The organism is Oceanobacillus arenosus, from assembly GCF_003369575.1.
GTDB lineage: Bacteria > Bacillota > Bacilli > Bacillales > Amphibacillaceae > Oceanobacillus > Oceanobacillus arenosus.
On sequence record NZ_PIOC01000020.1, the window covers coordinates 19488 to 34792 of the forward strand.

Genomic DNA, 15305 nt, shown 5'->3' on the forward strand with positions numbered 1-15305 from the left:
TTTGTATAATCAACAACAGCCTTTATCATAAGCCTATATAAAAAAAGTAATCGCTCCACGATCAGGCATGGCGATTACTCCTTCTAATTTTTACTTCTAATGTAATTGTAAACTAATCAATAGTAATCTCGGATTCTTCCTTAGAAGATTCCTTTATAAAATCAGCGATTCGCTCTCCGACCATAATAGCTGTTGCAGCCGGTCCCCTTGATGGAACCTGTGGAAATATCGATGTATCTGCTACCCAAAGTCCGTTAATTCCATGCACTTTCCCATATTGATCAACAACTGCATTCGGATCATCACTCGGTCCCATTTTTGCACTTCCAGATGCGTGAATCGCTGTCGCTAAGTGAGAACGCATCCATGCATTTAGTTTATCATCATCATTTAATGTTGCATCATCAATCTCCGTTAACTTCTTAAAATATGGTTTGAATGCTTCACTTTTTAGAATTTCAACTGTCAATCTCATACCTTCTCGAAGTCTACTTAAATCATACTCATTCTCTAAGTAATTATAATCTATTTTTGGTTGTACCTTAGGATCTGAAGAAGTTAATGTAATATCCCCACGACCTTTTGAATATTGCAGGCCGACGACGATGAAAAGATCACCTTGGTGTAATGCTTGTTGAATAAATCGACGTTTTGAGATTCCTTTCATTGATTTCAACGTCTGATTTGGGCGGCGAATAATATCTGTCACACCTTTAAATTTCGATCCTGAACCTCCAAGCATTGCTTCTCCAAACGCCTTATACATTGGCATGATTTCAAGATCACCTGGATGTTCCGAGCCTAATGAAGTAAAGTTTAACACTGCTTGCAAGTTATCTCGTTGCTCATCTGGTCCAAGCGCTTGTTTTGGCTTATATCCAAGCTGAACATCTGGATGATCCGTAAATCCTTTCCCAACTCCTGGCAAGTGATGCAAGACCTCAACACCTGCTGCTTCCAATTCCTCTTTAGAACCAATTCCTGATAACATTAGCAAATGCGGGGAATTAAATGCGCCAGCAGATAAGACAATCTCATCCCCATAAATAATTTCTTTACTACCTTTACGTTCAACTTCCACACCTATTGCTTGTTTCCCATTAAAGATAATTCTTAATGCAAGTGTTTCTCCACTTACAACCAAGTTCGAGCGGTTACGAATTGGATTGATATACGCAAGGCCAGTATTAATTCTCATACCATCAACAGCGTTTAGTGGAACAGGACCGTAGCCGGGTTCTCCACCAGCATTCTTGTCCTCTTCCCAAACGAATCCAAGTTCTTCACATGCCTGATAGAAAGCCTTTGTTACACTGTATGGCTTCTCTAATTCTCTGTAAATAGGAACAGGGCCTTCTCCACTATGATGCTCTGTTTCCCCGAAGTTCAGATCATTTTCAAGCTTTTTGTAATATGGGAGAACCTTGTCATATGACCATTCTGTATTACCCGCTTCCACCCATCGGTCAAAATCGGCTTTCGTCCCACGGATAAAATAACAGCCATTCAATGAAGATGATCCACCAAGAATTTTCCCCCTTGCAACGGAATACGGTAATTCTGGCGTTAAATTCCCTACATAGCCCCAATTATTAGGATGTCCAGGAACTGCCCCAGACATTGCGCTAGCATTAAGCAAGTCTTGTGGAAAATCTTCACTATCCGGATAGTCAGGACCAGCCTCAATCAGTAAGACACGTCGATCTGCATCCTCACTTAATCTTGCAGCTAATGTTCCACCTGCGGATCCTGAACCTATTACAATCACATTAAATTTCTCCATCATTATTCCCCCTGTTAAAATTATTACTAAATATTAGAAAACTTGGTTGCACTTATGTAGAAAGAAAGTCGTTATACTTTCTAAACTACTTAGATAATCAAACCATGCATGACTTTTTCATAAAAACATTAAATGTAAACGCTTGCATTTAATTGCAGAATACACCCTGCTTTTATTTAGTCCATTAGGCATTATCCTTTCTTTTACTTTTGTACATACTTAAAGATGTACGTTAATGTAATCATATATAAATTAAATAAATCTGTATATTCCAGATTTTTAGGGGTAAAGAGTCAGCCAAAAGGTATTATTTATGGTATTTGATATAACCTTTTTCATTAACAAAAGGGATTACTATATCGAAGCCTAGAAGAAAATAAATGGATATATGCTGTTTATACCTGTCCATATGTTATATAATATTGAGTAAATTCACACTTTTCTATAATATGGAAAGGAGCTGGTATAAAGTGAGTCATAATAAAATATTAGAACAAGTATCGATGTTAGATAATACTTCTAACCACGAAGAAAAGTTACTTAAGATTCTCGAAACCTATCTTGACCTCTTCCCTCTCAGAGATGCTTTTCTATATCGTTATTCGCCAATTGGTTACTTATGTGAGGGCGTTATCGGCTTAACATCATCTGAAATTGTGCATATTAGGGAAGATCGTGAGGATGTACGATCTGTTCCAGTATTTTTCTCAACCATTAAAGATAAGAAAGCAAGAGTCTATACCGGTATTGAATTTATGAAACTTATGACTAGTAATCACATATTTTCTTCCAATATACATTCAGCTGTAGTGGCTCCACTTTGTAATGGACCTGCATTTATTGGGTTTATCATTAGTTATACGTTTGTAGAAGAATTAACATGGGATGAAGATATTCTCGCTTCCCTTACTTTTTTTGGAAAATTAGCAGGAAATATAATTAGCAACTCAACTGTAAATGAAAAGATTCGTATTTTAAGCAAAAGAGAACTAGAGGTTATGAGATACATCTCTTGGGGAGAAAGCACGAAAGAAATAGCGAATGTTATGGGTATTAGTGAGTTAACAGTAAAACAATATGTTAAATCATCATTAAAAAAATTAGGAGTACGAAATCGGACGGAAGCAGTTGCAGCATTATTACGAAAAGGTATTATCTCTTGATCGATGATTACTAGTCAGACCGATAATCCGGTCTGACTAAATCTCATAACAACCCGTCCTGTTCATATAAATAACCATAAGGAATATCTAGAAATACATAAAGCGTTTCGGAGATCGGATAGGAGTACGTTCGAATTAACTCTGAATTTTCGATATCGGTATATAAATCGGATAATATACCCTTTTTCTCGACGTTCATTCGCATAATATTTTCAAAGAAATATGGGCGCCAGCTCCAATTCTTATTCCTTCCCTCCTGACGAAGTTTCCATTCTCCTACGTTGTTTTTCTCGGCATTGGATGATAGCTGAATTCCTTCTTCATTACAAATATAAACCCGGAACACAAAGTCATTACATGTTCTTCCGATTAAAAGGATTATCTCGTCATATGGAATGGCTGGCTTAATAGTAGGAAGCATTGTTTTAAACGCTCCATTAATTTGATTGGTTAATGCAAGCTGGGCTTTTACTTTCTTTCGCTCAAACATGACAAAGTTCTGAAAATCTGCCTTCAATTTTGCTTGGCAACAATCTTCTTCCACAAAAGTCGGTCGGGCCTGCCCAAGGTAACTTCCTTGGTAAAATTGCCCCCCGTTCCTCCATGCATAGTTAAGCTGATTATAAGAAGATATTCCTTTAAACAGTAAAGCCGCCCCAATTTTTCGTGAAAGCATCCCGAGTGAGTGATGTACATCCTGAAATAAATGTGGCAACGAATCGTCATTTAGGAATCCCGCATCAACTTTAATCATATTTGGCGTGAGCAAAGCTAAACGGTTAAGACTACCATTACGTTCTTCCACATCAACGGCAATTCTGATCCCCAATGTTTTTAAATAAGTAGTAAACTTGCGGATATCATCCATTTGCTCTGGAATATGTGCTTCCTTTATTTCGATAATCATCTTATTTAAGTCCAATCCTTTTATTTTTTCCGATTCCAAAAGGGACAATAATGATTGCCCATTATCCCGGACTAATAGCCTGAGATCATAAAATATGGATAAATTTTTGGATTGATTTTGCGCTACAAAGACTTCCAGCGCCTTTTGATGGATATAATGTGTTAACTCAAGACGAAATTCATCTGGGATCGATGCATCTTCAAAAAACCAATCAAGCGATTGTGCCATCCCATTGCTTTCCTGAAAATAGGCACGAACTTCATATGCCTCAACTAATTGCGTTTCTGCACTTATTATAGGCTTATAATAAAGGATCACTTTTTCCAAATGCAGCATAATCTCTAAAGGGTCCATACAAACACCTCCATGGAAATTTCTCCTAATATTATAGCATAGTGACATCATCGTTCCTTCATTTATAGGTGTTTCTGAATGATAATGTAAATTATTCGTAATGAAACAAAGCAAATACTTTACTTTCAATTAGAATTGATGTATATTAGCAAATGTCGAACAATTACTATATAGATAAACATTATTATTCGTATTTAGAGGTGGATATTATGGAAAATGTATTTGATTACGAAGATATTCAATTAATTCCCGCAAAATGTATTGTGGATAGTCGTTCAGAATGTGACACAACAGTATCATTAGGTGCACACACGTTTAAGTTACCGGTTGTACCTGCAAACATGCAGACTATTATTGATGAAAAAATTGCTTTAACTTTAGCTGAAGATGGCTACTTTTATATTATGCATCGCTTTAACCCAGAGAAAAGAATTGCATTCATTAAGGATATGCAAGCACGTGGCTTAATTGCGTCAATTAGTGTAGGTGTAAAAGAAGAAGAATATGCTTTCGTTGAGCAATTAGCAAATGAAAAGCTTATCCCAGAATATATTACAATTGACATTGCACATGGCCATTCAAATGCTGTGATCAATATGATTAAACATATTAAAAAACATTTACCGGAAAGCTTCTTGATTGCTGGTAATGTCGGAACACCTGAAGCAGTTCGTGAATTAGAGAATGCTGGTGCAGACGCAACGAAAGTTGGAATTGGTCCTGGTAAAGTTTGTATCACTAAAATTAAAACTGGCTTCGGAACTGGTGGCTGGCAATTAGCGGCACTTCGCTGGTGTGCAAAGGCTGCAAGTAAACCGATTATTGCCGATGGTGGTATTCGTACCCATGGTGATATCGCGAAATCAGTCCGTTTTGGTGCATCGATGGTGATGATTGGTTCACTATTTGCTGGGCATGAAGAATCACCAGGTGAAACCGTAGAAAAGGATGGCAAGCTTTATAAGGAATACTTTGGCTCTGCTTCTGAATTCCAAAAAGGCGAAAAGAAAAACGTCGAAGGTAAGAAAATGTATGTCGAATATAAAGGTCCTTTAAAAGATACATTAATTGAAATGGAACAAGATCTTCAATCCTCTATTTCTTACGCAGGCGGAAACAAACTAGATGCAATCCGCAACGTTGATTATGTTGTAGTGAAAAACTCCATTTTTAATGGCGATAAAGTGTACTAACCTAATAAAGTGAAACTTCATTAAGTTTGTTGAACAGAATCGGGATTTTGACTTTCTGTTGATCCCCCACTTACAATTCTTGATTTTTCTCGAATTCTTGAAGCGGGGGGTCTTACAGCCAGTTAATTCAAAATAAACAAGCCTCGACTTATAAGTCGAGGCTTGTTTATTTAATACCCTACTGCTTTCTTCGTTTCATATGCTGTCATTACATGATAAAGCGACTCACGTTCCGCATCTGTTAGTGGTACCAGTGGCAAACGAACCCCTCCAACCTCAACACCAATTCGATTCAAGCCAGTTTTTACTGGTGTTGGGTTCGGCGCTGCAAAAAGCTCCTTCATTAATGGTAATAAATGGCGATGAATAGCTGCGGCATTCACCACATCTCCTTGTTTGAAAAGCTGAACCATCTCCTGCATCTCATTACCTACGAGATGGGATGCAACCGATATAACACCTGTTCCGCCAATTGCTAATGTTGGCAATGTTAAGCTATCATCACCAGTATATACACTGAAATTAACTTTAGCTTTACTAATGATTTCAGCTACTTGATCTAAATCGCCACTTGCTTCTTTTACAGAAACAATGTTTTCAATTCTTGATAGTCGAATGATCGTCTCAGCAGTCATATTCACAACACTTCGTCCTGGAATATTATAAAGCATCACAGGTAGTGATGTCGCTGCTGCAATGGTACTGAAATGCTGAAACATTCCTTCTTGAGATGGCTTATTATAATATGGTACAACAAGCATAATCCCGTCAACGCCGGTCGCTTCTGCCTCTATTGTCAGTTCAACTGATTCCTTCGTATTATTTGATCCAGTCCCCGCAATGACTGGGACCCTGCCATTTACTACTTCAACGACTAATTTAAATAACGCTATTTTTTCATCATGTGAAAGTGTTGGTGATTCACCTGTTGTCCCCGCGATCACTAAACCGTCTGAACCATTTTCAATTAAATGATTCACTAAACCCTTCGTTGCCTCGAAATCAACCTCACCCTGCTGATCAAAAGGAGTTACCATCGCTGTTAATACATTACCAAAATTCATTTACTTCACACCCTATTCATTATTTTTCCCATTAGGTGTGGAGGACCAAAAAAGCAACAACGAGAGAGTCCGCTGCTGCTTTATAGAACATAGATATAAGTTCTAAGCACGATAGCCCTCCATATAGTATTGTTCCCTATATGACAGTTCTGCATTTATTCAATCGCAGACCCAGCTTCAGGATAATGAGCATCCTTCCACTTCGGCAAATTCCCCTTTCCTTATGTGTCATAAGAGCTCATTCTCTTCCACATAAGTACTGATGAATTCTGCACCTCTATCCTTACTTTAAAAGTATCTAAAATAAGAAGTATTTAACTATTAAATCAACTGTATCAAAGAAAGTTATAAAAGACAAGCATTATATCTAGATTTTAACTTTTGATGTATAATAAAAATATATTGAAAAAACATCCTATTTGGAGGTACCATGCTTACATTTGAAGAGAAACTAAATATAATTGAATCTTTCCCAGAATTACAACGAAAGGATGTTTCCTTAGGCAGGATTAATTTTCATTACGAAGAAAGTATTCTTGATAAGAAAATCGTTGTCTACCATTTACATCCAAACGGAAACGGCTTTGTTTATGCAGAGCATTTTAAAGGAAACGATCCCGTCCAACCGAATGGAATGGTAAACATTCGCGAGTTTGATGCACAAGCACTTCGGGAGATAATTCAGCAATCCATCGACTCACTCTCAGAACCAGAACCAATCGAAGAAACATGGATCAATGCGGATAAACAGATTCTAAAGGTATACTATGATTTCGATGTTTGTAATATTTATGCTGGCGAACAGCTGGATGGGACTTACGCAACCTATAATGGCGCAGTAGACTATCTTCAGCAGGAAGGATTTAAACGCCAAGAAGATTAATGAACAAAAGCTTAAAGCTAGTTTGAGCTGTGTACGAACTTCTCCTTGCCTTTTGAGATAAAGGAAAAACGAGGAGCGTAAGCGGTTGACTTAGATTACGAAGGTGAGGGAAGTCTCGCTACAGCTTTAGCACTGGAGCTGGACGAGGCTATTCTCAGTAATTAGGTTATCCACAGCATCCAATTTTAAAGTTTCCTAAGCATCAATGAAAGTGAGCCTAATCTCTGATTTGGTTCATTTTTTATCTTAATAAAGTGAAAGAAGGAAATCATCCATGCAAAGGCTGCAATTTGAACCGACATGGGATAAAGCATTGTCTGATAAAGATCGTTCGCTGATTAATCTTACCCATTCAGAAACAAAAGCACGCGCTAACAATAGGATTGAATTTATTAGAATTCGGGAAGCATTTAATCACAGGGGCGAATTATTAGTAATGGTGCTCATTCATAATTCAACAAAAACAGCATTTAGATTTCAAGAGGAAAAGCTCCGCTACGTTGAAGGTAGTAATTTAATTGCAGTACATACCTATACACTACCTTCCGTAATTTCAGAACCGGAAACAAGCATGCCTTGGACGTTTATTTTTCCAGTTGAATCACTTAGGAGCAAGCCTGTCTTGGAAAATGGAAGCTTGGAATTCGTTAGTATTGACTCCGATTACGTCAATCCAATTTAATAATAATTTACTTTTGACACAAACTATCCATACCAACCTTTATGGGAGTGATCATTATGGATAGAAATGACAAGGAAAAGGATTTAACATCAGCCAATAGGGATGGAATTGATCTTGAATTCTCAGAAGAAATGGTGGATATCTATGAGAAAGAAGCTTCCATTAAAAGCAAAAATGCTGAAAAGCTTGTTCGCGGGATTAATTCTACACCAACGATGAGAAATGGCTAAGAAGAATTGCTTATATTAATCTGGATAATAAATAAGCTAGCTCCAAATATTGGAGTTAGCCTGTTTATTTGATTGGTTATTATTCTAATTTAAATGGACTTCAACGAGCTTTCTTAAGCTTTGAATATCGGCTTTTTCAAAAAGATTATCTGCTGTTTCTAAAGAAAGAAGTGCGCTATCAATTAAGAATTTACGAGGATTCAATGTGTGCTGAAATTCATCTAAAATAAAATCAAGTAATTCCATATACTGAACGTGACGTTCCAAATTGCTTAAATCGCTTTTTAATACCATCACGATATCATAAAGTTCAGCCTGAAAAACTTGTGTTTTGTTTTCACTAATATCCATCCAATCTTTAAGAATTTCGGGATTCAGTAATTGTTCCTGTGATTCGGCAACCTCATTGACCATCATGCGAATTCGCCCTACACAATAACGAACGACAAGATTCATATTTGACTGGGGACCATGGACCCTATAATAATACCGAATATTATAGTGCAATATAGCAGCAAACATGATTGCGCAATCTAATAAGTACGCTTTTTTATCTGCACCAAAGAGATCAACAAATCGATGGTATAACCAAGTACTTTCTTTCGTTTGCCAAGTATTTACCAATTGTTTAAGATCCTTATCTTTCGAAAAGATTACTTCTTCATAAAGTCGAACTAACTTATTTACTTGATTCAATTTCATCTGCAATTCAATTTGTTTAATAAATATTTCAATATTAGCAGGATCTTCGCCAATTAGTAACTCATTCCGATTCGTTTCTACCTCTTTAAGAATTGTTTTAAAAAGCGTAATGAATAGCTCGTTTTTAGATGAAAAGTAATTATAAAACGTACCCTTAGCAATTCCGCTAACATCTAGAATATCTTGGATCGATGTGGACTGGAATCCTTTTTCGATAAATAATTGGTGTGCCACTTTAACAACATTCTGCTTTTTATCGTTCATTCCATCACCTTTAATTAAATTCACATTTATTTTAAAACAATCGTACAATATAAACACAATTTATACAAATACCCATCACTTAATGTTTGTTACAATTAATATAAACGAATTGTTATCATCTATCACTAGACAGATAGGAAGTTAATATTTTCCCCGCGGCATAAGTGCAATTGTAAATTTATTTTTTATAAAGCGATTATTATTGAAATGAATGCCCGAATGTTATATGATATTCCTTGTCTGTAATGAACGTATATTATTATGAACTAATAGTCTATAAACGTATGAAGGAGATAGAACGTATGAATCAATCGATAGATAATAATGAGCGGCCACCGTACTTAATACTCGCGGTCCTAATGATAGGAGCATTTATTACATTCTTAAATAGTACATTTTTAAATGTTGCACTCCCATCAATTATGGCAGAGTTAGGTGTGGACACAGCTACTGTACAGTGGCTAAGTACAAGTTATATGTTAATAAATGGTATCTTAATACCGACAACAGCATTTCTAATTCAAAAATATTCTGTTCGTCGATTATTTTTAGTGGCGATGTCACTATTTACGCTCGGGACAATCATTGCTGGTTTCGCTGGCTTTTTCCCAATATTATTAGTTGGCCGAATGGTGCAGGCTTCTGGTTCTGCAATCATGATGCCACTTTTAATGAATGTGATGCTTGTTAGCTTTCCTGTCGCAAAAAGGGGAACCGCGATGGGAGTCTTTGGGTTAATTCTAATGTTTGCTCCTGCAATAGGACCAACATTATCTGGCTGGATTGTTGAACACTATGACTGGAGAATGCTTTTCCATCTCATTACACCAATCGCTTTAGTCGTGCTAATTCTCGGCTTTTTCCTATTAAAAGATAAAAAAGATAAAGTTGATATCCATTTCGATTTATTTTCTGTCGTATTATCAACAATCGGATTTGGTGGATTACTTTATGGATTCAGCTCCGCTGGTACAATGGGCTGGGGTAGTCCAGCAGTATACGGCACGATTATTATTGGCGCCCTCTCGCTTCTCTGGTTTATTCTCCGCCAGACTAAGTTGAAAGTTCCAATGTTAAATTTCAATGTCTTTAAATATCCGATGTTCAGTTTAGCATCGATTATTACTGTTGTATTGAATATGGCGCTATTCTCTGGGTTTCTACTCATTCCAATCTATGCACAAACAATTTTAGGAATATCGCCGATGGAAACAGGGTTGATGATGCTGCCAGGAGCCATTCTCAATGCCTTTATGTCGCCGATTACGGGAAGATTATTTGATAAATTTGGCGGTCGTGGACTATCAATTTTAGGATTACTCGTTGTAACTTTAACAACTTATTCTTTCAGTAACCTATCGTTTGACACGAGCTACACTACCTTAATGATCTTACATGCTGCAAGAATGTTCGGTATGTCATTGGTCATGATGCCTGTCTCAACAAATGGATTAAACCAATTACCACCACAATATTATCCACATGGGACAGCGATGAACAATACATTAAACCAAGTGTCAGGAGCAATTGGTACCGCGTTGTTAATTACAATTATGTCAAATCGTGAAGCTGGCCTTGCTGCACAATTAACTGCAGAAGTTACAGGTCAACCCACAGCAGAAATGCAGCAACAAATTGTATTGGAATCGATGCTTGGTGGAATTAATTTCGCCTTCCTTGTTTCTACATTTATTATCGTTATCTCGCTTATTCTTGCCTTCTTTATTAAGCGGTCAACACCATCAGTAATCGTTAGTGACCCAAGGCATAGCAAGCCAGAATAACAAAAACGAATGGAACCTTCATCACGATGAGGTTCCATTCGTTTTTTTCATGTTGTTTATGGCTATTTATATAAAGTGTGGACTGGTTTAATGTGCTTAAGGGCTCTCAGGCCAGTCGCTCCAGTAATACACTACGCTTTTCGCGGGGAGCTGGTGAGCCTACTCACGCTATCGCGTTTCGTAGTCTCACCTAGGCTCTTCTTCCCGCAGAAGTCTCCGTGTATTTCTTCCGCTGGGGTTTATGCAGTTGTTATTTTTATCATTTTCTTAAAAATAGGAGTCAGCATTCCCTCTCTAAAGTCCGTTGATTGTAGCGAAGGACAGGAGACTCCTGCGGGAAAAGCGAAGATGTTGAGACCATAGCGTTCTTTGCTAGGGGCTCAGCTCGAGCCCTCCGGATGCGCGACTGTCCGTAGTGGAAATCAACTTTGCGCCTAACTTAGTCCGCACTTTATATCGACTACGAAATATCATTAATTACGTAAAAAATAATTTTCTTTTAGAAGACAGCCTTTCTTATTTCTTATCTAATATACCCCCAACCAATTTATCCGCAATCCTTGGAAATAACAAATAGAGTACACTTCCAAGATTCATCCACCATGGTAAATTCAGCTCCCGCTTCGGACGAATCATCAGTTGTATGATCCGATCTGCAACCCTCTCAGAGTGAAGCATGAACCGTTTGACACGTTTCACATAATTCCCAGACCTATCAGCCTGATCGAAGAAGTTCGTTGCAATCGGACCTGGATTAACAGCAGATACGGCGATACCGTTATCCTTCAGCTCCATTCTTAAACTATTCGTAAAACCTAAAACAGCATGCTTTGATGCAGCATAGCCACTTGATTTCGGTGTCGCCAGTTTCCCTGCTTGTGAAGCAATATTGATAATATGACCGCTATGTTGCTTCAGCATTTCTGGCAGCACTGCCTTTGTACAAGCCATTACGCCAAGCACATTGACATTAAACATGTTCTGCATATCTTCTAAGCTTGCTTCTGCAAATGATTCAAAAATACCGAATCCAGCATTATTTAGCAAAATATCAATGCTTCCAACATCATGAAGTATCTGATTGAAAACTAACTTCACCTGCTCTATATCACTTACATCAAGCGGATAATAAAGACAATTTACGGATGCTTGCTGATTGATTTGTTCGGCAATTTTAGTTAACTTTTCTTCCGATCGTGCGATTAATATGGCTCTTGCACCTAGTTGCGCTACTTTTACTGCAACCTGTTCACCAATACCTGAAGAAGCACCCGTGATGACAATATTTTTATTTCGTAAACTTCTCATTTTCCACCTCAAACAAATTGACGATATTACTATTCATTCTATCTAGGTTCCTTGAAATAATCTAGGAATTATGCCGCGATTGTTTAACTTTTAGTAATTTATTATTTATTTTCCTCTTATTTCTGAAATTGTTGCAGAAACAGAGATGGTTTCCTTTTCAGTAAGAATTTCAATTACGGTCACTTTGTTTCGCTTTAATGCTTGATGAAAGGCAATTTCAAATGATCCTGCTGTATCTACCTTGTATGCTTCTGCCCCCATGGCAAGTGCCATATCGCTAAATGATACACTCCCTAAATCTGTTGCAATCACTCTGCCTGGATAATGCATTTCTTGGTGCATCCGGATTGTACCATACATCTGATTATTAAATACAAGACAAATAATCGGGATATGATAACGGACAGCTGTTTCTATTTCTTGAATCGTCATCATGAATCCCCCATCACCCGACAGTGATACAACCGTTTTATTCGGAAATGCAAGCTTTGCTCCAAGTGCTGCAGGCATCCCATATCCCATCGCACCAGATGTTGGCCCAATATACGTATGCTTTTCATAAAAAGCATAGAAGGAATGGAGCCAACCAGCGAAATTCCCTGCATCATTTGTTAACAGTGCATCGCTTGGTAATTTATCTCGAATGATTGCGATGATTGATTTATTTATCACGTTCTGCTCGGTGGTCTCTAATTTACTTGCCCATTCATATTTTTGCCGCCTTGCTACTACCCACGCTTTCCAGTTTACATTGCCATCAATTCCTTGCAAGCGCTCGAGTGCCTCCTGCATATGTGCGACAATGCCAACATCTGGAGCATATACCCTACCAATTGTGTCAAAGTCGATATCAATATGGATGAGTTTTTTATCTGGAGTAATAAGCGTATAATCTTGGGTTGTTATTTCCGATAATCTTGTACCTAATGCTAGAATAAGATCTGCTTCTTTCACCGTTTCCAGTACTTCCTTTTGTGTACCAAGCCCAAGATGCCCCATGTATAAAGGATGATCATTTGGAAATATATCATGCCTTCTGAAAGCCGTTAACACTGGGAGGGAATGCTTTTCCGCAAAGTTTAGCAAGCGTTCTTCTGCTTGCGCCTGCTTCACCCCACCTCCTGCAATGATGATCGGCTTAGCCGCACGAAATAGTAGTTCCTTCACGTTCGCTACTTCTCTCGCCGATGGTGCCGGTCTTGGGATGCTCACTACCGGTCCAAACTGCATGTCCGCTTTAGCTGGCAAAATATCTTCAGGAAGGGAGATAACAACTGGACCTGGTCTTCCAGATTGTGCAATCCGAAATGCACGCCCCACTATTTCTGGAATACGCTTTGGATGCCTCACTTCCACTGCCCATTTCGCAATCGGTTGAAAATAACCTTCTAAATCTACCTCCTGAAATCCTTCTCTCCCCCTAAAATGTTGATTCACTTGACCAAGAAATACAATCATTGGCGTAGAATCCTGGAATGCTGTGTGAACCGCAATAGAGAGGTTACTCGCTCCAACTGCCCTTGTCGCCAAGACAATTCCTGGCTTCAATGAGGCTTTTGCATAGCCCTCTGCCATAAAAGCTGCCCCACCCTCATGTCTTGCGGAAATAACCGTAATACTTTGCTCATTATAGAGCGCATCCAATAACGGCAAATAACTTTCCCCTGGAACGCAAAATACGTTACGAATTGCTTCTCTTTTGAGTATTTCAACAATAGCTTGTGCAGCTGTCATTTCGCTCATGATGGAATCTCCTTGCCCAATTCTAATCGATTTAATCGTCTTATCGTCTCATCGATCCGCTCCATGGTTACAGCTAAGGCGAATCGGACATAGCCCTCTCCTACTGTGCCGAAGGCCGTTCCTGGTGTTACAATGATGGCTGCTTCACTCCGTAATTTTTCTGTAAATGAAAGGGACGTAAATCCTGATGGTACCTTTGCCCAAAGGAAGATCGTTCCGCGTGGCTTGTCACATTGCATTCCAATGTTAATGAGTGCTGCATGTAGTTTTTCCATTCGTGCTCCAATAATCATGTTATTTGCTTTGACCGATTGAAAATCACTACGAAGTGCCACTGCCGCCGCTTTTTGGATCGGTAGAAATTGACTGGAATCAAGATTGCTCTTCAACGTTGCCAACGCTTGAATGACCGCTTTATTTCCAACAATATAGCCAATTCGCCATCCTGTCATATTAAAGCTTTTTGATAAAGAGCCAATTTCAACTGCATATTCCTTTGCATTCGGCACTTGTAAGATGCTTGGGGATTGATAATTACCAAATGTCACAAGGTGATATGCACTGTCATGTGCAACAATTAAATGGTGTTTCTTTGCGAATGAAACCGCCTCAATAAACGTAGCCAATTCGATTGTTGCTGTCGTTGGATTGCTTGGATAGTTTAGAAACATTAATTTTGCATCCCGTAAGTGTTGTTCGGAAAGCAAATGAAATTGCGGCACAAAACCCTGATCTTGATCTAATAGTAAATCAACACTTTCCCCACCAGCTAAATGTACCCCCATCCGATAGACAGGGTAACCTGGATTTGGAACGAGTACCTTGTCCCCTTCATTAATCACCGCTTGAATGAGATGTACGATTCCCTCCTTTGAACCGATTAGTGTTAAGATTTCTGTTTCAGGATCCAAATCAACATCATACTGTTTTTTATAAAAATCAGCGACAGCCATTCTAAACTCAAGACAGCCATTATAGTTGGAATAACGATGGTTCTCTGGGTCCTTAGCTTCTTTTACTAATGCATCATAAATATAAGAAGGTGTTGGCAGATCTGGTGCACCAATCCCTAAATCAATCACATCAATCCCTTTTTCCTTTAATACCTTTTTTTTTCGATCGAGCTCTGAAAATATATAGGCAGGCATCTGCTTCACTTTATCGGAAATATGCATGTGAGTCCCTCCCCCAATCTAATCGTTCTCCTTACATGTTTATACAATGATCACCACAATTATTAAATAA

The 15305-nt window shown here is 38.2% G+C and carries 13 protein-coding genes and 1 riboswitch; of the genes, 6 read left to right on the forward strand and 7 right to left on the reverse strand.

All coding sequences use genetic code 11. From position 1 onward, the window contains the following. Positions 1-112: 112 nt before the first annotated feature. Complete coding sequence (gene mftG, locus CWR48_RS14230; RefSeq protein ID WP_115773929.1) at positions 113-1786, reverse strand: mycofactocin dehydrogenase MftG; 1674 nt, start codon at positions 1784-1786, stop codon at positions 113-115. Between the two features lie 467 nt (positions 1787-2253). Here mftG and CWR48_RS14235 point away from each other — a divergent pair, with 467 nt between their 5' ends. Further along, entirely contained in the window at positions 2254-2946 is a 693-nt protein-coding gene (locus tag CWR48_RS14235) for a response regulator transcription factor (RefSeq protein WP_245976814.1), read from the forward strand. Between the two features lie 43 nt (positions 2947-2989). Here the strand turns inward: CWR48_RS14235 and CWR48_RS14240 are convergent, their stop codons facing one another. Next, positions 2990-4207: an EAL domain-containing protein gene (locus CWR48_RS14240; RefSeq protein WP_115773933.1), complete on the reverse strand. Its 1218-nt coding sequence runs from the start codon at positions 4205-4207 to the stop codon at positions 2990-2992. Positions 4208-4416: 209 nt separating this feature from the next. Here CWR48_RS14240 and guaC point away from each other — a divergent pair, with 209 nt between their 5' ends. After that, on the forward strand, positions 4417-5400 hold the full coding sequence (gene guaC, locus CWR48_RS14245) for a GMP reductase (RefSeq protein WP_115773934.1): 984 nt from the start codon (positions 4417-4419) through the stop codon (positions 5398-5400). 170 nt (positions 5401-5570) lie between these two features. On the opposite strand, the gene dapA is transcribed toward guaC, so the two are convergent. After that, complete coding sequence (gene dapA / locus CWR48_RS14250) at positions 5571-6464, reverse strand: 4-hydroxy-tetrahydrodipicolinate synthase (protein WP_115773936.1); 894 nt, start codon at positions 6462-6464, stop codon at positions 5571-5573. 104 nt (positions 6465-6568) lie between these two features. Then, a riboswitch (Lysine riboswitch) is annotated at positions 6569-6752 on the reverse strand. Between the two features lie 142 nt (positions 6753-6894). Between dapA and CWR48_RS14255 the strand changes: the two genes are divergently transcribed. The 3 genes from CWR48_RS14255 (at position 6895) to CWR48_RS14265 (ending at position 8259) form a co-directional block, all read left to right on the forward strand. After that, a complete protein-coding gene (locus tag CWR48_RS14255) occupies positions 6895-7347 on the forward strand; it encodes a hypothetical protein (RefSeq protein WP_115773938.1) in 453 nt (150 codons plus the stop codon). 274 nt (positions 7348-7621) lie between these two features. Next, on the forward strand, positions 7622-8029 hold the full coding sequence (locus tag CWR48_RS14260; RefSeq protein ID WP_115773940.1) for an SLAP domain-containing protein: 408 nt from the start codon (positions 7622-7624) through the stop codon (positions 8027-8029). Positions 8030-8085: 56 nt separating this feature from the next. Further along, positions 8086-8259 carry a YfhD family protein gene (locus tag CWR48_RS14265; RefSeq protein ID WP_245976815.1) on the forward strand — a complete coding sequence of 58 codons (174 nt, stop codon included), beginning with the start codon at positions 8086-8088 and terminating at the stop codon, positions 8257-8259. Between the two features lie 84 nt (positions 8260-8343). Here the strand turns inward: CWR48_RS14265 and CWR48_RS14270 are convergent, their stop codons facing one another. Beyond that, complete coding sequence (locus CWR48_RS14270; RefSeq protein ID WP_115773944.1) at positions 8344-9225, reverse strand: TetR/AcrR family transcriptional regulator; 882 nt, start codon at positions 9223-9225, stop codon at positions 8344-8346. A 302-nt stretch (positions 9226-9527) separates the two neighbouring features. Here CWR48_RS14270 and CWR48_RS14275 point away from each other — a divergent pair, with 302 nt between their 5' ends. Beyond that, complete coding sequence (locus tag CWR48_RS14275) at positions 9528-11009, forward strand: DHA2 family efflux MFS transporter permease subunit (protein ID WP_115773946.1); 1482 nt, start codon at positions 9528-9530, stop codon at positions 11007-11009. A gap of 516 nt (positions 11010-11525) precedes the next feature. Here the strand turns inward: CWR48_RS14275 and CWR48_RS14280 are convergent. From CWR48_RS14280 to CWR48_RS14290, 3 genes are all read right to left on the reverse strand, one after another. Then, positions 11526-12317, reverse strand: coding sequence for an SDR family NAD(P)-dependent oxidoreductase (locus CWR48_RS14280; RefSeq protein WP_115773948.1), 792 nt, complete (start codon positions 12315-12317; stop codon positions 11526-11528). A gap of 105 nt (positions 12318-12422) precedes the next feature. Further along, positions 12423-14060 (reverse strand): thiamine pyrophosphate-binding protein, encoded by a 1638-nt coding sequence (locus CWR48_RS14285; protein WP_115773949.1) that lies wholly within the window; start codon positions 14058-14060, stop codon positions 12423-12425. Next, positions 14057-15235, reverse strand: coding sequence for an aminotransferase class I/II-fold pyridoxal phosphate-dependent enzyme (locus CWR48_RS14290; RefSeq protein ID WP_115773951.1), 1179 nt, complete (start codon positions 15233-15235; stop codon positions 14057-14059). Before CWR48_RS14290 ends, CWR48_RS14285 begins: the two co-directional genes overlap by 4 nt. Positions 15236-15305 lie beyond the last annotated feature (70 nt).